The sequence below is a fragment of the Xanthomarina sp. GH4-25 genome (assembly GCF_045363175.1).
In the GTDB taxonomy this organism is placed as follows: Bacteria; Bacteroidota; Bacteroidia; order Flavobacteriales; family Flavobacteriaceae; genus Xanthomarina.
In genome coordinates, this window is record NZ_JBJFLO010000003.1 from 345,399 (window position 1) to 366,336 (window position 20,938).

The 20,938-nt window shown below is 32.4% G+C and carries 20 protein-coding genes and 1 tRNA gene; 13 read left to right on the top strand and 8 right to left on the bottom strand.

The genetic code is table 11. The features are described from left to right. Positions 1-30 precede the first annotated feature (30 nt). Positions 31-1,005: a polyprenyl synthetase family protein gene (locus ACI5KZ_RS06100; RefSeq protein WP_406847211.1), complete on the top strand. Its 975-nt coding sequence runs from the start codon at positions 31-33 to the stop codon at positions 1,003-1,005. Further along, positions 1,005-1,355: a hypothetical protein gene (locus ACI5KZ_RS06105; RefSeq protein WP_109310257.1), complete on the top strand. Its 351-nt coding sequence runs from the start codon at positions 1,005-1,007 to the stop codon at positions 1,353-1,355. The genes ACI5KZ_RS06100 and ACI5KZ_RS06105 overlap by 1 nt, the downstream gene beginning before the upstream one ends. Here ACI5KZ_RS06105 and ACI5KZ_RS06110 read toward each other — a convergent pair. Continuing rightward, on the bottom strand, positions 1,352-1,894 hold the full coding sequence (locus ACI5KZ_RS06110; RefSeq protein WP_109310256.1) for an alpha-ketoglutarate decarboxylase: 543 nt from the start codon (positions 1,892-1,894) through the stop codon (positions 1,352-1,354). The genes ACI5KZ_RS06105 and ACI5KZ_RS06110 overlap by 4 nt on opposite strands. Positions 1,895-2,010: 116 nt before the next feature. Here ACI5KZ_RS06110 and ACI5KZ_RS06115 point away from each other — a divergent pair, with 116 nt between their 5' ends. The 3 genes from ACI5KZ_RS06115 to odhB are packed head-to-tail and all read left to right on the top strand — an operon-like array spanning position 2,011 to position 6,984. Then, on the top strand, positions 2,011-4,770 hold the full coding sequence (locus ACI5KZ_RS06115) for a 2-oxoglutarate dehydrogenase E1 component (protein ID WP_406847212.1): 2,760 nt from the start codon (positions 2,011-2,013) through the stop codon (positions 4,768-4,770). Between the two features lies 1 nt (position 4,771). Then, positions 4,772-5,731, top strand: coding sequence for a M23 family metallopeptidase (locus tag ACI5KZ_RS06120; RefSeq protein WP_109310269.1), 960 nt, complete (start codon positions 4,772-4,774; stop codon positions 5,729-5,731). A gap of 32 nt (positions 5,732-5,763) precedes the next feature. Beyond that, positions 5,764-6,984 (top strand): 2-oxoglutarate dehydrogenase complex dihydrolipoyllysine-residue succinyltransferase, encoded by a 1,221-nt coding sequence (gene odhB, locus ACI5KZ_RS06125; RefSeq protein WP_406847213.1) that lies wholly within the window; start codon positions 5,764-5,766, stop codon positions 6,982-6,984. Positions 6,985-7,488: 504 nt separating this feature from the next. Here odhB and ACI5KZ_RS06130 read toward each other — a convergent pair. Continuing rightward, on the bottom strand, positions 7,489-8,115 hold the full coding sequence (locus ACI5KZ_RS06130; protein WP_406847214.1) for a response regulator: 627 nt from the start codon (positions 8,113-8,115) through the stop codon (positions 7,489-7,491). 55 nt (positions 8,116-8,170) lie between these two features. Beyond that, the gene (locus tag ACI5KZ_RS06135; RefSeq protein ID WP_109310252.1) at positions 8,171-8,611 is read right to left on the bottom strand and encodes a TIGR02281 family clan AA aspartic protease; all 441 of its coding nucleotides are present in this window, start codon (positions 8,609-8,611) and stop codon (positions 8,171-8,173) included. Positions 8,612-8,663: 52 nt separating this feature from the next. Here ACI5KZ_RS06135 and ACI5KZ_RS06140 point away from each other — a divergent pair, with 52 nt between their 5' ends. The 8 genes from ACI5KZ_RS06140 to ACI5KZ_RS06175 all read left to right on the top strand — a co-directional run bounded on the left by ACI5KZ_RS06140 (position 8,664) and on the right by ACI5KZ_RS06175 (position 13,867). Next, entirely contained in the window at positions 8,664-9,431 is a 768-nt protein-coding gene (locus ACI5KZ_RS06140) for a TatD family hydrolase (RefSeq protein ID WP_109310251.1), read from the top strand. A gap of 2 nt (positions 9,432-9,433) precedes the next feature. After that, the gene (locus tag ACI5KZ_RS06145) at positions 9,434-10,465 is read left to right on the top strand and encodes an asparaginase (RefSeq protein WP_109310250.1); all 1,032 of its coding nucleotides are present in this window, start codon (positions 9,434-9,436) and stop codon (positions 10,463-10,465) included. Positions 10,466-10,539: 74 nt separating this feature from the next. Then, positions 10,540-10,627: transfer RNA gene (locus ACI5KZ_RS06150), tRNA-Ser, on the top strand. Between the two features lie 75 nt (positions 10,628-10,702). Then, on the top strand, positions 10,703-11,488 hold the full coding sequence (locus ACI5KZ_RS06155; RefSeq protein WP_109310249.1) for a MotA/TolQ/ExbB proton channel family protein: 786 nt from the start codon (positions 10,703-10,705) through the stop codon (positions 11,486-11,488). Positions 11,489-11,513: 25 nt separating this feature from the next. Further along, entirely contained in the window at positions 11,514-11,933 is a 420-nt protein-coding gene (locus ACI5KZ_RS06160; RefSeq protein ID WP_109310248.1) for a hypothetical protein, read from the top strand. A gap of 2 nt (positions 11,934-11,935) precedes the next feature. Further along, on the top strand, positions 11,936-12,574 hold the full coding sequence (locus ACI5KZ_RS06165) for a biopolymer transporter ExbD (protein WP_109310247.1): 639 nt from the start codon (positions 11,936-11,938) through the stop codon (positions 12,572-12,574). 13 nt (positions 12,575-12,587) lie between these two features. Then, entirely contained in the window at positions 12,588-13,073 is a 486-nt protein-coding gene (locus ACI5KZ_RS06170) for a biopolymer transporter ExbD (RefSeq protein ID WP_109310246.1), read from the top strand. A gap of 158 nt (positions 13,074-13,231) precedes the next feature. Further along, on the top strand, positions 13,232-13,867 hold the full coding sequence (locus ACI5KZ_RS06175) for a porin family protein (RefSeq protein ID WP_406847215.1): 636 nt from the start codon (positions 13,232-13,234) through the stop codon (positions 13,865-13,867). On the opposite strand, the gene ACI5KZ_RS06180 is transcribed toward ACI5KZ_RS06175, so the two are convergent. The 5 genes from ACI5KZ_RS06180 to frr all read right to left on the bottom strand — a co-directional run bounded on the left by ACI5KZ_RS06180 (position 13,862) and on the right by frr (position 20,916). After that, positions 13,862-14,470: a hypothetical protein gene (locus ACI5KZ_RS06180; protein WP_406847216.1), complete on the bottom strand. Its 609-nt coding sequence runs from the start codon at positions 14,468-14,470 to the stop codon at positions 13,862-13,864. The genes ACI5KZ_RS06175 and ACI5KZ_RS06180 overlap by 6 nt on opposite strands. Continuing rightward, the gene (gene rpoN, locus ACI5KZ_RS06185) at positions 14,467-15,924 is read right to left on the bottom strand and encodes an RNA polymerase factor sigma-54 (protein ID WP_109310243.1); all 1,458 of its coding nucleotides are present in this window, start codon (positions 15,922-15,924) and stop codon (positions 14,467-14,469) included. The genes ACI5KZ_RS06180 and rpoN overlap by 4 nt, the downstream gene beginning before the upstream one ends. Positions 15,925-16,158: 234 nt before the next feature. Then, a complete protein-coding gene (gene asnS / locus ACI5KZ_RS06190; protein WP_109310242.1) occupies positions 16,159-17,592 on the bottom strand; it encodes an asparagine--tRNA ligase in 1,434 nt (477 codons plus the stop codon). 41 nt (positions 17,593-17,633) lie between these two features. After that, complete coding sequence (locus tag ACI5KZ_RS06195) at positions 17,634-20,054, bottom strand: RND family transporter (RefSeq protein ID WP_406847217.1); 2,421 nt, start codon at positions 20,052-20,054, stop codon at positions 17,634-17,636. 307 nt (positions 20,055-20,361) lie between these two features. Continuing rightward, complete coding sequence (frr, locus tag ACI5KZ_RS06200) at positions 20,362-20,916, bottom strand: ribosome recycling factor (protein WP_109310240.1); 555 nt, start codon at positions 20,914-20,916, stop codon at positions 20,362-20,364. Between the last annotated feature and the right edge of the window lie 22 nt (positions 20,917-20,938).

Consider the following 20,938-nt stretch of genomic DNA (forward strand, 5'->3'; position numbering starts at 1 on the left):
AAGTGTTCTTAATTACACTATTTTTGTTTGATGCAACAAGTACCAATTTATCAGGAAGCATTTGTTTCTTATTTAAAAAACTTTTTAGTTAAGAGAAATCCAGAATCTCTTTATAATCCAATTAATTATATTTTGAAACTAGGAGGTAAGCGTTTGCGTCCGGTTTTAACTTTAATGACAGCAGAAATTTTTGAATGCGATTATAAAACAGCTTTAAATGCTGCATTAAGTATCGAGGTGTTTCATAATTTTTCTTTAGTGCATGACGATATTATGGACGATGCTCCATTAAGAAGAGGCAAAGAAACGGTCCATGAGAAATGGGATTTAAATACAGCTATTCTATCGGGTGATGCAATGTTGATTATGGCTTACCAGTTATTTGAAAATTACGATTGTGAAACATTTCAAGCACTTGCCAAATTATTTAGTAAAACAGCTCTTGAAGTTTGCGAAGGACAACAATTTGATGTCGATTTTGAAACAAGAGACGATGTGACCATTCCGGAGTATCTGAAAATGATAGAATATAAAACAGCTGTATTGATTGGAGCTGCCATGCAAATGGGAGCTATTGTAGCTAAAGCATCTCTTGAAGACCAACATTTAATTTACGATTTTGGAATAAATTTAGGAATAGCCTTTCAATTACAAGACGATTATTTAGATGCTTTTGGAGATCCAAAGACCTTTGGTAAACAGGTAGGTGGTGATATTATTGAGAATAAAAAAACCTATTTGTATTTAAAAGCTGTAGAATTTTCGGCTGAAGATAAAAAAACAGAACTTCTACATTTATATAGCTTAGAGACTAAAAATCATTTTGAGAAAATAAAAACAACCAAACAGATATTTGTATCAAGTGGTTCTGCAGAAGCGACTCAAAAAGAAATTCAGAATTATACTACTAAAGCCTTTCTTGTACTGGATAAGTTGCATATTTCAGAAGAAAATAAACAAGCTTTAAGACAGTTTGGTGAAGAATTAATGAATAGGAACGTGTAATGCAATTACCTACCACATTTAATCAGTTAATTGAAGAAGCAACACAATTAAAGTTATACAGGAAATTGGTGCAACAGCTTAATAAAGATTTATTATATGCCAATATTGACCTGAGTTTTAATGAAGACGTCCTGCCAACTAGTTTAAAACTATTGCTCCATGAAACTGTTTTTAAATTAATTCAAGAAAAATTCATGGATTACCTCAATCTATTATACATTATAGATGTGTCCGAAAAGAAGATAAAACAATTAGATGGCACTGATGTGGTATTACTCTCGGATCAAGTAGCTTTTTTAATTTTACAACGAGAATGGCAAAAAGTGTGGTTTAAAAATAAATATTCTTAAAAGTAAATACGTATAAAAGGCATCCAAGGGTCTAAATAGGTGCTTTTAGAACTGTTGTAGAGCACATCAAATCGAATTCCAATGGTCACATTTCTAGTGCTGTAACCAGCGCCTAAAAAGAGGGATGGGTACCAATAATTGTCATCTGCATATCCAGTTCGACTATCCCAATCTACATTCACATTGTTTTCTTCAAATTCTGCAGAAATTTGTAATTCTCTAATAGGATTATAAAGCCCTATAAGACTGCCTCCAATTATGGAAGATTTATAATAATGTTTTTGGGAGTTATAGGTGCCACTAAGTCCAACACCTAATCCAAATTGACTATTAAATCTGTAAATAGCACTTGGCGCTAAGGTTCCGCTAAAATAATTACTACCAAAGCTAAGACCTATTCCACCACCAAACTGTACATGATTCCAAAAATCATTAGATTGTTTATGTGTAATTTCTTGGGCAGACACACCCATAGAAAACAAACATATTAAAAAGAGGTAATAATTCTTTTCCTTAAATAAAATGAATATTTTTTTCATGATTTTAAATTTCGTTGAAAAAGGTACTGGATAAAAATAATAAAACCATATCTAATTTTACTAAATGTTGTACTTTTGTGTAAATTTTGTTTGAACTATTTAGTTTTACATTTTATATGGATAAATTTTCCTTTTTAAATGCAGCACATTCAGCATACTTTGCTGATTTATACGACCAGTATTTACAAAACCCAGATTCTGTAGAACCAAGTTGGAGAGCTTTCTTTCAAGGCTATGATTTTGGTTCCGAAAGTTTTGGATTGGTAGATCAATCAATTGGAGACATTTCTTGCGAGCACGTTTCTGAGAGCTTGACAAAAGAATTTCAAGTTATAAAATTGATCGATGGCTATAGATCTAGAGGGCATTTGTTTACTAAAACAAATCCAGTTCGTGCACGTAGAAAATATGCACCAACATTAGAGATTGAAAATTTTGGACTTTCTAAATCAGATCTTAATACCGTTTTTAGTGCAGGAGAAGTTTTAGGAATTGGCTCTCAAACTCTACAACAAATAATAGATCATCTTGAAAAAATCTATTGTAACTCCATTGGTGTTGAGTATATGTACATAAGAAAGCCTGAAGAAATTAAATGGATCCAGGATAAGTTGAATATTAATGATAATCAGCCTAATTTCGATGTAGAACAAAAAAAATATATTCTTAAAAAATTAAATGAAGCTGTTTCATTTGAAAGTTTTCTGCATACTAAATATGTGGGTCAAAAACGTTTTTCTCTAGAAGGAGGAGAATCTTTAATTCCAGCTTTAGACGCATTAATTGAAAAAGCATCTGAGTACGATGTGAAAGAATTTGTAATGGGTATGGCACATCGTGGTCGCTTAAGTACTTTAACAAATATTTTTGGCAAATCGGCTAAAGATATTTTTAGCGAGTTTGATGGAAAAGATTATGAACAAGAAGTGTTTGATGGAGATGTTAAATATCATCTAGGTTGGACGAGCGATAGAATAACCAATACTGGAAAGAAAATTAATTTAAATATTGCACCAAATCCATCACATTTAGAAACTGTAGGTGCTGTTGTTGAAGGAATTGTTAGGGCAAAACAAGACGATAAATATCCGGATAATCCATCGCAAGTATTGCCAATTATTGTGCATGGAGATGCTGCTATTGCAGGACAAGGTTTGGTTTATGAAATTGTTCAAATGGCACAATTAGATGGTTATAAAACAAATGGTACTATTCATATTGTTGTAAATAATCAAGTTGGATTTACTACTAATTACTTAGATGCACGTTCAAGTACTTATTGTACAGATGTTGGTAAAGTAACGCTTTCTCCAGTGTTGCACGTTAATGCAGATGATGCTGAAGCTGTAGTTCACGCCATGCTATTTGCTTTAGATTTTAGAATGACTTTTAAACGCGACGTTTTTATAGATTTATTGGGTTATAGAAAATATGGTCATAACGAAGGGGATGAGCCTCGTTTTACACAACCAAAATTGTATAAAGCTATTGCGAAACATGAGAATCCAAGACAGATTTATGCCGAAAAGCTAATTTCTCAAGGGATTATTGATCAAGATTATGTTACAAAGTTAGAAGAAGATTATAAAGCATCATTAGAAGAGAAATTAGAAGATTCTAGAAAAGAAGACAAAACAGTTATAACACCATTTATGCAAAATGAATGGGAGAATTACATCACTGTTGAAGAAGATAAAATGATGAAACCTGTAGATACCACTTTCCCTAAAGAAGGCTTGGCTAAAATTACTGAGGTTATTTCATCATTGCCAAAAGACAAAAAATTTATTCGTAAAATTTCTCGTTTAGTAGAATCTAGACAAGACATGTTTAACGAAAATAAGTTAGATTGGGCTATGGCCGAACATTTAGCTTACGGGACATTACTTGAAGAAGGATTTGATGTTAGAATCTCTGGGCAAGATGTAGAAAGAGGAACCTTTTCACATAGACATGCTGTTGTTAAAGTTGAAGATAGCGAAGAGGAAATAATTCTTCATAATAATATAAGCGATAAACAAGGAAAGTTCTTTATTTATAACTCTTTACTTTCTGAATATGGTGTTGTAGGTTTCGATTATGGCTATGCTATGGCAAGCCCTAAAACTCTAACCATTTGGGAAGCACAGTTTGGAGATTTTAGTAATGGTGCTCAAATTATGTTAGATCAATATATTTCTGCAGCTGAAGATAAATGGAAGCTTCAAAACGGATTGGTTATGTTGTTGCCACATGGATATGAAGGTCAAGGAGCAGAACATTCATCTGGACGTATGGAACGTTACTTACAACTTTGTGCTAAAGACAATATGTATGTTGCAGACTGTACAACGCCAGCAAATTTTTATCATTTATTAAGAAAGCAGGTAAAAGCTAAATTTAGAAAACCTTTAATTGTTTTTACACCAAAAAGCTTATTGCGTCATCCTTTAGTCGTTTCAACTGTAGATGAATTTGCAAATGGAAGCTTTCAAATGCTAATAGATGATGAAAGAGCAAAAGCAGATAAGATTAAAACTCTAGTATTCCTAACAGGAAAATTCTACTACGATTTACTTGAAGAACAAGAGAAACTAAAGAGGAACGATGTGGCATTAGTAAGGATAGAACAATTGTTCCCTTTACCAGTAAAAGAAATTAAAGACATATTAAAAAAATATAAAAATGCTACAGATATAGTTTGGGCACAAGAAGAACCAAGAAATATGGGAGCATATAGTCATATGCTCATGCATTTAGACGAAGCAAAAACATTCAGAGCTGCAACCAGAAGAGCATATGGAGCACCAGCAGCTGGTAGTTCTGTTCGTTCTAAGAAACGTCATAAGGAAGTTATAGATTATGTTTTCGATAAATCAAAAAATAACCAACGCTAGTTTGAAAAATAAAATATTTATAGTGCTTTTTCTTTTGTCTATAGGTTCTTTTTCGCAAGAAAAAGAAAACTATAACAAAGTGGTATCAGAATTCCAAACATTTTATAATGAAGGGAATTATAATGCTATATTTAATATGTTTAATTACAGCATGAAAAAGGCATTACCATTAAAAAAGACACAAGCATTTTTTTCAGATTTAAAAAGTAAATTAGGTAAAATATCTCAGGTCGAATTTAATAAACTTAAAGACGAAACACATATTTATAAAATAACATTTGCTGCTGAGGTTAGGGATGTTACCTTACATGTTGATGGAAATAATAAAATTGGCGGCTTGTTAGTGACATACCATAAACCAGATAATTTGCCTGTATTAGAAAGAAATACTACAAAAATGATTTTGCCTTTTAAGGAAGAGTGGATGGTGTTTTGGGGAGGAACAAATAAAGAGCAAAATTATCACGTAGCTTATGAAAATCAGCAATTTGCTTACGATATTTTAATGGTTAAAGATGGCGTATCTTTTAATGGAGACCCTAAGAATAATGAAAGTTATTACGTTTTTGGGAAAGATATTATAGCTCCTTGCGATGCTAAAGTTGTAAAGGTTATTACTGGAGTATCAGATAATATTCCAGGAGAATTAAACCCAGAGCAACTTACAGGAAACACCATTATTTTGGAGACAAGTAATAAAGAATATCTTTTGTTTGCACATTTAAAAGAGAATTCTATTACAGTAAGAGAAGGTCAATTCATCAGACAAGGAGGATTACTAGGAAAATGTGGGAATTCTGGGAACACGACCGAACCTCATTTACACTTAAGCCTTCAAAATACTTTGGATATGAATATTGCTACAGGAGCCAAATTATATTTTGACAGAATTTTGGTTAATGGCGAAATAAAACAAGATTATCTTCCTGTTAAAGGAGATGTAATAAAAAATAGAGACTGATAACAACCCGTTTACAATTAAAATTATAAACTATGATTTTAGAAATGAAAGTTCCTTCACCAGGAGAATCAATAACAGAAGTAGAAATAGCAGCTTGGTTAGTTCAAGATGGAGATTATGTAGAAAAAGATCAGGCCATTGCTGAAGTAGATAGCGATAAAGCAACATTAGAACTGCCAGCAGAAGCAAGTGGCACCATTACACTTAAAGCTGAAGAAGGCGATGCTGTTGCTGTTGGAGAAGTCGTTTGTTTAATAGATACAAGTGCTGCAAAACCTGAGGGAAGTTCTTCTCCAGAAAAAGAAGAGGCTCCAAAAAAAGAAGAAGCCCCTAAAAAGGAAGAAAAGCCAGCAGCAGTAGCCGAAACTAAAACGTATGCTACAGGTACTGCAAGTCCAGCAGCTAAAAAGATTTTAGCCGAAAAAGGTATGGATGCTTCAAGTATTTCTGGTACTGGAAAAGATGGACGTGTTACTAAAGAAGACGCTGTTCAAGCCGTACCGTCTATGGGAACCCCAACAGGAGGTAACAGAGGCAATACTAGAAGTAGAATGTCTATGTTGCGTCGTAAAGTAGCTGAAAGATTGGTGGAAGCTAAAAACACAACGGCTATGCTTACAACGTTTAACGAAGTAGATATGTCTCCAATCTTTGCTTTGCGTAACGAGTACAAAGAAACCTTTAAAAACAAACACGGTGTAGGGTTAGGCTTTATGTCTTTCTTTACTTTAGCAGTTGTTAGAGCTTTAAAAATGTATCCAGATGTTAATTCAATGATAGATGGAAACGAAATGATTTCTTACGATTTTGTAGATGTCTCAATCGCTGTTTCTGGCCCGAAAGGCTTAATGGTTCCTGTAATTAGAAATGCTGAAAACCTCACATTTAGAGGTGTTGAAGCTGAGGTAAAACGTTTAGCAATAAGAGCACGTGACGGACAAATTACTGTAGATGAAATGACAGGAGGTACCTTTACAATTTCTAACGGTGGGGTTTTTGGTAGTATGTTATCAACGCCTATTATCAATCCACCACAAAGTGCTATTTTAGGAATGCATAATATTGTGGAACGTCCGGTAGCAGTAGATGGTAAAGTGGAAATTAGACCAATTATGTTTGTAGCTTTATCTTACGATCATAGAATTATTGATGGAAAAGAATCTGTAGGATTTTTAGTAGCTGTAAAAGAAGCTTTAGAAAACCCAACAGAATTGTTAATGAATAGTGATGTGAAGAAAGCTTTAGAATTATAATACAGGTTATTATTAGTCATAAAAAAAGCGCAATCTAATTTTTAGGTTGCGCTTTTATCTTGAAAATAACTAACTAAAAAAAATTAACAAGAATATTTATTGATATTACAGTTACAACAACAATAACCAATCCAATAATAAAATATTTGTTTACAGCTTGCTCCTCGTTTTCCATGTCTTTAAAAAATTTAGATTTAGGGTGTTTTTTAACTTTTAAAAGGAAATAAAACTCTATGCTTTTTACCACATAGAGTTTTGTAATTTATCCCTTAAAGGTAATTGATTAATAGCACTGTAAATATCTTAAATATCTTAATGCCAAACAATACGTAGTACTACGTATTTTTCATTATAAATTACAAAAACAAGAATGGTGTAAATGAAGAAAGCTCCAAATAAAATAATTTATTTAGAGCTTTCATAATTCTCCCTAAGAACTAATTAATAGCAAGACAAATATCGGTATAAAGAACATGCCAAACAATACGTAGTACTACGTATTTTTTACTTTAAATGGTTCTTATTTTCTTTAGCCCAGAAAAGTAGGCTGTATTTTGTTGGAGTTAGATTCAATTTTTTATTGATATTGCTTTTGTGTTTCTCTACAGTTCGAAAAGATATAAACATAAGGTCTCCAATATCTTTAGCTGTTTTATCTTCTGAAATGTGTTTTAAAACTTCAATTTCGGTTGGGGTTAAAGTTTCAAATTCTACTGGAGCCTCCTCAACTTCTAAATATGAAAGTAATTCCTGACTAAAATAAGGAATGTCTTTAATAACAGAATCGATACAATGTTCAATTTCTGCAAGAGCAAACTCTTTTAAAACATAACCATAGATCCCCAAGCACTTAGCTTGGTTATAAATTGTTTCATCCTTTTCGAAAGTTATAAGGATTATTTTAGTTTCGTAGTTAAGTTCTTTGCATTTTTTAGCAATGTCTAAACCAGTTAAAAAAGGCATTTGTATATCTAATATCGCAATACCAGGTCTATGCGTTTCAATAAGTTCAAAGGCCTCTTTGCCATTAACGGCACTAGATATTACATTATATTTTTTTTCTAAAAGGAAATCGTTAAGCCCTTTTAAAATTAGAGGATGGTCGTCTGCAATTATTATAGATGTATTCATGTGCTATTAATGTAATCAATATAAAGGTAAAGATATTTATTTTATAAGAAATTTACTACATTTTTAAATATAAATATTTTTTTTCATAGTCAATAATACCTTTTCCTTTCTTTAGAATATCAGCTCCAATAATACCGTCTACAGGTTGGGCATTATGGTTGACTAAAGCTGTATTAACATGTGTTAAGTTGAATAAGATAAGGACAACTTGTTCCTTATTCCATTTGCCAATTTTTAGCTTATTTTTTTTAGAAATTTGTGTGAGCATATCTGTCGCTCCAGCTCCAGCTGCCATTATTTCAGAGTCTTTAACTTTTAAACGAAACCTATCAATAGCTTCAAACCCAACACAAGAACTAGAAGCACCTGTATCTAAAATAAAAAGCCCTTTTACACCATTAATAGTTGCTTTAATTTCAAAATGATTGGTTTTTGTTAGCTTCAATTTAATTTTTGTATAGCCTTTTTCTAAAAGGAAGTCTTTAAGATTTTCCATAACTTCATATTTCTTACAAAGATAGTAATGTAAAAACTTATACTTTTGCAAAATGATAATTACAGACACTCATACACATTTATATAGCGAAGCTTTTGCTGAAGACCAGAAAGACATGATTCAAAGAGCTATTGAGGCAGGAGTTTCCCGTTTCTTTATTCCAGCAATCGATTCGTCTTATACAGAAGCCATGCTTCAATTAGAAAGAGATTTTTCAGAAAATGTTTTTTTAATGATGGGCTTACACCCAACATCTGTAAAAGAAAATTATCAAGACGAATTAGCACTTGTTGAAGACCTGTTAGACAAACGTTCTTTTTATGCCATTGGCGAAATTGGCATCGATTTGTATTGGGATACATCTACTTTAGATATCCAGAAAAAAGCGTTTAGGCGACAAATACAATTGGCAAAAAAATATAAATTGCCAATCGTGATTCATTGTCGGGAAGCTTTCGATGAGATTTTCGATGTTTTAGAAGAAGAGAAAAGCAACGACTTATTCGGAATTTTTCATTGTTTTACTGGAACCTTAGATCAAGCAAAACGTGCTATATCATTTAATATGAAGTTAGGCATTGGAGGTGTTGTTACTTTTAAAAATGGTAAAATAGATCAGTTTATCAATCAAATAGATTTAAAACATATTGTTTTAGAAACCGATTCGCCTTATTTAGCACCAAAACCTTATCGTGGTAAACGAAATGAAAGTAGCTACATTATAAAGGTGTTAGAAAAACTATCAGAGCTTTATAAGCTGCCTCAGGAAAAAATTGCCGAAATTACCACTCAAAATTCAAAAGACATTTTTAATATATAAGTATGGAAGCCATGAAACCCAACATTCTTTTAATATATACTGGTGGTACTATTGGAATGATAAAAAATCCCAATACAGGAGAATTACAAGCCTTCGATTTTAACAATCTCTTGAAGCGTATTCCAGAGTTAAAACTGTTGAGTTGTAATATTTCAACCGTTTCGTTTGAAGAACCTATAGATTCCTCTAATATGAATCCAGAATATTGGTTGCAAATGGCTGAAATTATTGAAAAAAATTATAACGATTTTGATGGCTTTGTAGTTCTGCATGGAAGTGACACCATGAGTTATACTGCTTCAGCATTAAGTTTTATGTTAGAGAACCTAGCAAAACCCGTGATTCTTACAGGGTCACAACTACCCATTGGAGATTTACGTACAGATGCTAAAGAAAATTTAATTACGTCCATACAAATGGCGTCTTTAATAAAAAATAACAAACCTGTTATTAGAGAAGTGGGATTATATTTTGAGTACAAATTATATAGAGGCAATAGAACTACAAAAATTAATGCCGAACATTTTGAAGCTTTCGAATCTTTAAATTACCCACATTTAGCAGAATCTGGAGTTCATATAAAAATAAATAGCGAAGCCTTATTTACTCCAAACGCTAAAAAAAAGCTGAAGGTCCATAAAGTATTAGATACCAATATTGCACTTATTAAATTATTTCCGGGTATTTCTAAGTCTGTTTTAGAATGTATTATTAATAATCCTAGCGTAAAAGGAATTATTTTAGAAACCTATGGAGCAGGAAATGCCACCACTGAATCCTGGTTTATTACTTTAATAGACGAAGTTATTAAAAGAGGTGTTCAAGTAATAAATGTGACTCAATGTTCAGGAGGAAGTGTTAATATGGGACAGTATGAAACCAGTTCTGAATTAAAAAAAATAGGGGTTATTACAGGAAAAGACATTACTACAGAGGCTGCAATTGTAAAATTAATGTATTTTCTAGGAGAAAAAATTTCGGCTAACACCTTCAAAACCATATTTGAAACCTCTTTAAGAGGAGAAATGTCTTAAAATTAACTGTCAAAATTTTTAGCTTTCAAAGTTTTTTTTGTTATTTGCCTAACGTATTATAAAATATAATATTGAGAGAGGTGGCCGAGTGGTCGAAGGCGCACGCCTGGAAAGTGTGTATACCTCAAAAGGGTATCGAGGGTTCGAATCCCTTCCTCTCTGCTGTTATTTTTATTTTTTAATCGTATTTTTTTTATATCTTTAACACTTTAACTAATAAAATTAAGAACAAGAACAATGAAAAGATTATTTTCTATTCTAGCCATTACTGGAATTATGGCTTTCGGAACTGTTAATGCAAATACAACTGCAAACATAACAGCATCAATAGCAGCAACTGTTGCTAGTGTATCACAAGACGACGCTGCAACTGATGATGTAGTAACTGAAGATCTTGGATTTCACCAAGAACTAAAAAAACGTTTTATAGAAGGTGGACCAGGTTTTATGGGAATCGTTCTATTATGTTTAATTCTTGGTTTAGCAATTGCTATCGAAAGAATTATCTTTTTAAACCTTTCTACAACAAACACTAAAAAATTAACTCAAGACGTTGAAGACGCATTACAATCTGGTGGTGTTGAAGCTGCAAAAGAAGTTTGTAGAAACACAAAAGGGCCTGTTGCCTCTATTTTCTATCAAGGTTTAGATAGAACAGACGAAGGTATCGAAGCTGCTGAAAAAGCTGTTATTGCTTATGGTGGTGTACAAATGGGACAATTAGAGAAAAACGTTTCTTGGATATCATTATTTATTGCTTTGGCTCCAATGTTAGGATTCATGGGAACAGTAATTGGGATGATTCAAGCATTCGATAAAATTGAAGCAGCAGGAGATATGCAACCTTCTTTAGTTGCAGGTGGTATTAAAGTAGCACTTTTAACTACAGTATTTGGTCTTATTGTTGCTATTATACTTCAAGTATTCTACAATTACATTATTGCAAAAATTGATAGCATTGTAAACGATATGGAAGATGCATCAATCACTTTAATGGATTTATTGATTAGAAACAAGAAGTAATAATAACCTAAAAACACATTAAACAATGAGTTTACATAAAATATTAAAAATTATTGTTGGTGTACTTTCAATAGTCGGTGTCATATTCGCTTTAATGATTATGTCCGGAAATGAAAGTATGATAGACAATATGATGTATGTTACTTATGTAATTCTTGCTCTTATACTAGCTCTAGTTCTAGTGTATGTGATTAAAGGATTATTTGCAGGTAACATTAAAAAGACCTTAATGTCTGTTGGAGCATTTGTAGTTATTCTTGTAATTTCTTATGCCATGTCTTCAGGTAATGATTTAGATTTAACCCCTTTTACAGATAAAGGTGTTGATGTAACAGAAGCAACTTCTAAATATGTTGGAGCAGGATTGTACGCTTTCTATGCTTTAGCAATTATAGCTATTGGTTCTATGGCGTTTTCAGGAATTAAAAATGTAACGAATAAATAATTATGGCAAAGAGATCAGCACCAGAAGTTAATGCAGGCTCTATGGCTGACATTGCTTTCTTACTCCTTATATTTTTCTTGGTAACTACAACTATTGAAACAGATTCTGGATTAAACAGAAAACTGCCTCCAATAGACGATACCGAACAAGAAGACGTTATTATTAAAGAGAAAAATATTTTTCAACTAAATGTAAATAAAAGCAACCAATTGTTTTTAAAAACAGGAGGTGAAGAAAAAATTATCCAGATAAAAGATCTTCGTAAAGCTGCAGTTGCCTTTTTGGACAATGGTGGTGGTACAGGTCCTGATGCTTGTAAGCGTTGTCAAGGAAAGAAAAATCCGAGATCTTCAGATAATTTCGACAAAGCCATTATTTCGTTACAAAATGATAGAGCAACAAAATACGATACGTATATAGCTGTTCAAAACGAAATTATTGCTGCCTATAACGAGTTAAGAGATAGAGAGTTTGAAAAAAGTTTCCCTAATTTAAGAATGAGTTTTGTAGAAGCAGAGAAACGCTATTCAGACCCTAGAACTTCTTCGGAAGAAAAAGCAAAATTAAAAGACAAATTGGAAGAAATTAAAATTTTAATTCCGCAAAAGTTCTCTGAAGCAGAACCTAAAAAGTCTAATTAGATAAATAAAAAATATGTCTAAATTTAATAAGAAAAAAAGTGGCGATATGCCAGCTGTAAATACAGCCTCTTTACCAGATATCGTATTTATGCTATTATTCTTTTTCATGGTAGCAACTGTTATGAGACAGAACACGCTAATGATTGAGAATAAGTTACCACAAGCAGATCAAGTTGAAAAATTAGATAAGAAAGATTTGGTAATGTACATCTATGCTGGAAAACCAAGTAGCAATTATAAATCAACATTTGGTACAGAAGCTAGAATTCAATTAAACGATAAGTTTGCTGAGGTATCTGAAATACCTGCTTTTATAGCTGCTGAGCGTGCTTCTAAAAGAGAAGAGTTAATCCCTTTCTTGACAACTGCTTTAAAAGTAGACAGTGATGCTAATATGGGGTTAGTAACAGACATTAAACAAGAATTGCGTAAAGTAAATGCACTTAAAATTAATTATACAACTAGAAAAGGGAATGCCCTTGATGGATTGAAAAATTAATAACATCTTAATTTTATATTATTAAAAGGCGTTTTGAGAAATCTTAACGCCTTTTGTTTTATATTTATCTAGGAAAAGGACTATTTGTTATGAAGGTTATTCTTACTTTATTTTTGAGCTTTTTTTGTGTAACTACCATTTGGTCTCAAGATGTCGTCATGGATACTACCAAGGCTGTAGACACTAAATATAGAGAAGATCAGTTTTATTTGGCTATTACCTACAACTTGCTTGCACAAAAACCAAATAATGTTAAACAAACCGGGTTTTCTAGTGGTTTCCATTTTGGATATATTAGAGACTTTCCTTTAAACGAGAGAAGAAATTTTGGTCTAGGTTTAGGCTTAGGAGCCTCAATAAACTCTTACAATCATAATATCTTTTTATCTGAAAACACTTCTGGAGAGATAGAGTATATTAATTTAAGTGATGCTGATATAAATTATACCAAAAACAAATTCTCAACCTATCTGTTAGAAATGCCATTAGAAGTTAGATGGCGAACATCTACAGCAGAAGAATATAAGTTTTGGCGTATTTATACAGGATTTAAAGTGGGTTATCTATTGGCAAGTTCCACAAAATTTAAAGGAGATTTAGGGAAAATAAAACATAGTAATATTAAAAGCTTTAACGAATTTCAATATGGCTTAACATTTAGTGCAGGTTATAATACCTGGAATTTCCACCTCTATTATTCTTTAAACTCGATACTTTCTTCAGATGCTAGGTTAGGAGAACAAGCAATTGATATGTATGCAGTTAAATTTGGTCTTATCTTTTATATTTTATAACCAATAATTAACTAAAATAAGCTGAGGTACTAAACCTATAAAAAAACCTATTAGTAACTCTATATTGCTGTGTGCCTTTACATGTAGTCTCGAAGTAGCTATGGCGCCAATCAATATAAACATAAGTGCTAATGTACCATTTACATTAATGCTAAAGTGAATGCTTAAGGCTATATAAAACATAGTTACTCCAGCAATTCCAATCATGTGAATACTTGCTTTAAACTTTAAGATGGCTAGAATAAAACAGGCTAGTGTAGAGATTAAAATTCCAACAAAAAAATAATACAATTCAATAATTTCTGTAGGAGGCAATAGACGATTAATAATTAATAGAGTAATACACCCATTTAAAAATAAAGGGATTAATCTTTCTTTTGTTGTATTTAAATAGATTGAATTTACCCTTCCAATATTCTTTAAAAGAAAGTAAAGCAAAATAGGCAGAGCAATGGTTAAAATTAATAAGGAGATGATCTTAGCTTGAATAATTTCTATGGGAATAAATCTAGGTGATTTAGAAAAGTAAAAAAGCACACCTAATAATGGCATGAGAATGGGATGAAATATTAAAGAGACACTTTTTAAAAGCCAGTTCATCATATTTTTTTACGTAATCTAGCCACAGGAATATCTAATTGCTCTCTGTATTTCGCAACGGTTCTTCTGGCAATTGGATACCCTTTTTCTTTTAATATTTTAGCAAGAGCTTCATCTGTTAAAGGTTTTCTTTTGTTCTCTTCTTCAATAACAGTTTCTAAGATTTTTTTAATTTCTCGGGTTGAAACCTCTTCTCCTTGATCGTTTGTCATCGATTCCGAAAAGAACTCTTTTATTAACTTTGTGCCATAAGGTGTATCTACATATTTACTATTGGCAACTCTGGAAACAGTGGAAACATCCATCTCAATTTCGTCTGCAATATCTTTAAGAATCATAGGACGCAATTTGCGTTCATCACCTGTTAAAAAGTATTCTTTTTGATAATGCATAATAGAACTCATGGTTACAAATAAAGTCTGCTGACGCTGTCTAATAGCATCTATAAACCATTTGGCAGCATCCAGTTTTTGTTTGATAAACATTACGGCATCTTTTTGAGATTTCGACTTGTCCTTGGCTTCTTTATAACCTTTAAGCATGTTGCTATATTCTCTGGAAACATGGAGTTCTGGTGCATTTCTTCCGTTTAAGGTAAGTTCAAGTTCACCATCAACAATTTTAATGGCAAAATCTGGAACAACATGTTCTACCATGCGGTTATTTCCAGAATAGGAACCACCAGGTTTCGGATTTAAATGCTCTATTTCGTCGATGGCATCTTTAAGTTGCTGCTCTGTGATATCGAATTTTTGAAGCAGTTTCTTGTAATGCTTTTTAGTGAATTTCTCGAAGGCATTGTCAATAATTTCAATGGCCAATTCAACATCTGGACGTTTTTCTTTTCTATGTAATTGAATGCTTAAACACTCCTGAAGGTTTCTGGCTCCAACACCTGCTGGATCTAATTGGTGGACTATTTTTAAAACCTTCTTAATCTCATCTTCTGTAGTGTAGATGTTTTGTGTAAAAGCCAAATCGTCCATAATATCGCTTAGGGAACGACGGATATAACCACTTTCGTCAATACTACCTACTAGAAATTCGGCAACATCAAACTCATCATCTGTTAATCTAAAAGTGTTTAACTGATTGATTAAATGTTGGGTAAACGACGTTCCAGCAGCATATGGCATGGTTTTTTCTTCATCGTCGCTACTATAATTATTAGCTTGTGTTCTGTAATCTGGTACATCGTCATCGCTTAAATAATCATCCACATTAATATCATCTGCACTTATAGATTCATTGTCATTGTCGTAATCGTCTGTATTATCAAAATCGTCATCAAGCTCCTCTAGTTGCTCTTTTCCACTTTCAAGGGCAGGGTTTTCTTCTAACTCTTGTTTTAAACGTTGCTCAAATGCTTGTGTAGGCAATTGTATCAGCTTCATTAATTGAATTTGCTGAGGCGATAACTTTTGCGATAATTTAAATTGTAAAAATTGTTTAAGCATTGTATGGATTTGGTTTCACCTGTTAATAATTATTGTTTTTCAATGGTCAGATGCAATGTCCTTGTTATTATATCGATTGGTATGTAATTTTTGTTACTGGCATTTCATATAAAAATAAAAAAAACAATCTATATAAACGTAGATATAGATTGTTTTATGATATAATTAGGTCTTTAATTTTAAAAGGAAAATATAAATGATTATAATTCTTTGTTTCGCTCTTAATAACAAGGTTTAGAACTCTGCATTTTGAGGTGTTCTAGGAAACGGAATCACATCGCGAATGTTGCCCATGCCTGTGGCAAACATCACCAAACGCTCAAACCCTAACCCAAAACCAGAATGGACTGCAGTTCCGTATTTACGTAGATCTAAGTACCACCATAATTCTTCTTCGTCTATATCTAAAGCTTTCATTTTTTCTTTTAACACATCAAGACGTTCTTCACGTTGCGAACCTCCTACCATTTCTCCAATACCAGGAAAAAGGATATCCATAGCACGAACCGTTTTACCATCTTCGTTTAAGCGCATGTAAAAAGCTTTAATGTTTGCTGGGTAATCAAATAAAATAACCGGACAGTTAAAGTGTTTTTCAACTAAATAGCGTTCGTGTTCACTTTGTAAATCGGCTCCCCATTCTTCAATAATATATTTGAATTTTTTCTTTTTGTTTGGTTTGCAATTTTTAAGAATATCAATAGCTTCGGTATAACTAACACGTTTAAAGTTGTTATCGACAACGAACTTAATTTTTTCAATCAAGCTCATGTCGCTACGTTCAGCTTGTGGTTTTGTTTTTTCTTCGTCTAATAATCTACTTTCTAGAAATTCTAAATCTTCACGATTGTGCTCCAGAATATAGCTTAAAACCGATTTCATAAAATCTTCTGCTAAATCCATATTTCCAGCTAGATCCATAAAAGCAACTTCTGGTTCTATCATCCAGAATTCTGCTAAGTGTCTAGACGTATTTGAGTTTTCAGCTCTAAACGTTGGTCCAAAAGTGTATACTTTCCCTAAAGACATCGCGTATGTTTCAGCTTCTAATTGTCCAGACACGGTTAAGTTGGTTTCTTTTCCAAAGAAATCTTCTTTATAATTTACGTTGCCATTTTCATCTAAAGGAGGGTTTTTAGCATCTAAATTGGTGACACGAAACATTTCGCCTGCACCTTCTGCATCACTTCCTGTAATAATTGGCGTGTGCATGTAGTAGAATCCATTGTCGTTAAAATACTTATGAATAGCAAAAGATAGAGAAGAACGCAAACGCATCACTGCACTAAACGTATTAGTTCTAGTACGTAAATGAGCATTTTCTCTTAAAAACTCGAAAGAGTGTTTTTTAGGCTGAATAGGAAACGTTTCCGGATCTGAATCTCCTAGAATCTCAATAGATGTTACTTGAATTTCTACACTTTGTCCTTTTCCTTGACTTTCGGTAAGAGATCCTTTGATATGAACGGCTGCTCCTGTAGTAATACGTTTTAAAGTAGCTTCGTCTGTGTTCTCGAAATCTACCACACATTGTATGTTGTTTATGGTAGAGCCATCGTTTAAGGCAATAAAACGGTTAGCTCTAAAGGTTCTAACCCAACCTTTTATTTCGATGTCTTGTAAGATATTTTCTTTTGAAAGTAAGTCTGCAATGGTGCTCGATTTCATGGTAATATATATTTTGTACAAAGATAATTCTTCGATTTATTTTATGAATGATTGTTTTTTATGTCGTTATCACTTTCTTCTATGTCATCTTCTTCTGGAATGATATTTATTGAAGGCTTTTTTAAGACTTCTTTATTTGCAATATTTCGTTCTAAGGATAGCAACAACGAAGGAAGCAATAATAAATTCGATAACATAGCAAAAAGCAAGGTAGCAGAAACTAAGGCTCCTAAAGCTACAGTACCTCCAAAGCTAGAGAATGTAAAAACTAGAAACCCGAAGAATAATACTATGGATGTATAAAACATGCTCACACCTGTTTCTCTAAGAGCTCCATAAACCGATTTTCTAATTTTCCAATGGTTCGCTTGTAGTTCTTGCCTGTACTTTGCTAAAAAATGAATGGTGTCGTCCACTGAGATTCCGAAAGCAATACTAAACACTAAAATAGTTGAAGGCTTTATAGGAACCCCTAAATAACCCATTAAACCAGCTGTAATAACTAAAGGTAATAGGTTAGGGACTAGAGACACAATAATCATTCTAAAAGAACGGAACATATAAGCCATAAACAACGAAATAAGTAAAATAGCTAACGATAAAGAAATGGCTAAATTTTTAACCAGATATTTGGTTCCTTTTTGAAATACGAGGGCTTTTCCAGTAATGGTTACATTGTATTTGTCTTCTGGAAAAACCTTGTTAATTTTTGTTTGAAGATTATCTTCAATACGCTCCATCTTGTCAGTTCCTATATCTTTCATGAACGTTGTAATACGTGCATATTGCCCTGTACTATCAACAAAATTGGTTAATAGATTTAGGTTAGACGAAGAGTTTTTAGCATAGCTAAGAATGAAATTATTTTCTTGCGATGTTGGTAATTGATAATATTTCGGGTTGCCATTATAGTAAGCTTGTTTCGAGTATTTAACTAAGCTAACAATAGAAATTGGTCTTGAAAGTTCTGGAGTTTCTAAAATAACTTCTTCCAGTTCGTTCATCCGTTTTAAGGTGGCTAATTTCATGACCCCTTTTTTGCGTTTGGTATCCACCAAAATTTCAACAGGCATGATGCCATTAAACTCCTCTTCAAAAAAGCGAATGTCTTGGAAAAACTCAGCTTCTTTAGACATGTCTTCAATTAAACTACCAGATATTTTTATTTGGTAGATGCCTATCATACTTGCAATTAAAAGCACAATAGAGGTAATGTAAATGGTAATACGTCTTTCTTTTACCATGCGTTCCATCCAATCGACAAAACCACCTATCCAACGTTTATTTAAATGTTCTAAATGCCTGTCTTTAGGATAAGGTAAAAACGTATAGACAATAGGTATGATAAGTAAGCATAAAATAAAAATAGATAGAATGCTTAAGGAAGCAACCATACCAAATTCTTTTAAAAGCGTACTTTCTGTTAAAATAAATGTTGCAAAACCAGAAGCTGTCGTGACATTGGTCATTAAAGTTGCATTACCAACTTTTGTAATAACGCGTTGTAAGGATCTTACTTTGTTACCATGAAGCTTGACTTCGTGCTGATATTTATTTATTAAAAAGATACAGTTTGGTATACCAATAACAATAATCAATGGAGGAATTAAAGCCGTTAGAACCGTTATTTCGTAATTTAAAAAACCAATAATTCCAAAGGTCCACATAACACCAATACAAACTACTAAAAGTGATATAAACGTGGCTCTAAAAGACCTAAAGAATAGAAAGAAAATAAGTGAGGTGACACCCAATGCTAAAGCAATAAATTTACCGATTTCATCAACAATGTTTTGCGCATTTAAAGTCCTAACATAAGGCATTCCAGATATTCTAACATCTAGATTTGTTGCTTTCTCAAAGGCTTCTACTTTGGGCAATAATTCGTCAAATACAAAATCTTTTCGTGCAGGAGTGTTTACAATATCTTTTTTTAGATAAATGGCTGTACGAATGGTTTTAGTTTCTTTATTAAACAGAAAATTATCGTAAAATGGATATTTTTTAAATAAATCTTGTTGTAGTGAATCTAATTGATTGATAGAATGAATGGAGTCTTTAATAAATGGTTCCAGCTCAAATCTCTCTTTTTCTGTATTCTTTACAAGTTTTTTTAGGTCTTTAATAGATACAACTGCTTCAACGCCTTTTGAAGTTTTAAATGCTTCGGAGAGTTGGTTCCAGGCGTTTAGTTTTTCGACTGTAAATAGTGTCGAGTCTTTTATTCCTAAAACAACCAGGTTTCCTTCCTCACCAAAAATCTTCAAAAAATCAGTATAGACCACATTTACTTCATGGTCGTCTGGTAGTAAATTAGCTTCCGTGTATGTGAAGCGCATGTTTTTCCATTGAGTACTAAAAAGAATAGTAACCAATGCAATAGCTATTAGTATTGCTATTTTATTCCTTAGAATAATACGAGCAATAACATCCCAAAACCCTTTTGTAAATAGTTTAAACATACTGAAATAAAAACAGGCGCAAAGTTAGGAAAAAGCAATGTATTTGCTCTTGATTTTAAGTATAATGTTATGTTTAAATCGCATATCTGCAATTAAAAGGGTAAGAAGCTAAATGATTTGGAATTTTGAAGAAAATATATGAGCCTAAAAAATAGAATTTAGAATAGTTATTTCTATTAATAAACCAAAATGCAACCCAAAGATGAAGCTGTTAATGACTATTATTTATAAGCATGCTGCTGTCTTCGATGAAAAAATAATAAAGGTGTTTTTAACAATAAAAAAAGCGACCTAAGTCGCTTTTAAATTATACTGTCATGATTTCTTTTTCTTTGAAATCAAATAAGCTATCAATTTTAACAACGTATTTATCTGTTAATTTTTGAATGTCAGATTCAGCATTTTTTTCAAGGTCTTCAGAAACGTCAGCTTTCTTAATGTCATCATTGGCATCTTTTCTAGCAGTACGAATGCTTATTTTAGCATCTTCAGCTTCAGCTTTTGCTTGTTTTGCTAAATTTAACCTGCGTTCTTCGGTTAAAGGTGGTACGTTTATAATAATGGTATCGCCATTATTCATAGGGTTAAAGCCTAAGTTAGCATACATAATGCCTCTTTCAATTTCCTGAAGCATGTTTTTCTCCCAAGGCTGTACTGTAATGGTTCTACCATCGGGAGTGTTTACGTTGGCAACTTGACTTAATGGTGTTTGAGACCCATAATAATCTACCATAACACTTCCTAACATAGCAGGAGTTGCTTTTCCAGCTCTAATATTAAGAAATTGTTTTTCTAGATGCTTAATTGCGGCATCCATAGATTCTTTTGCCGAGTCTAGTATAAATTGAATGTCTTCGTTCATCTTTTAAATTTTAATTTTTTAA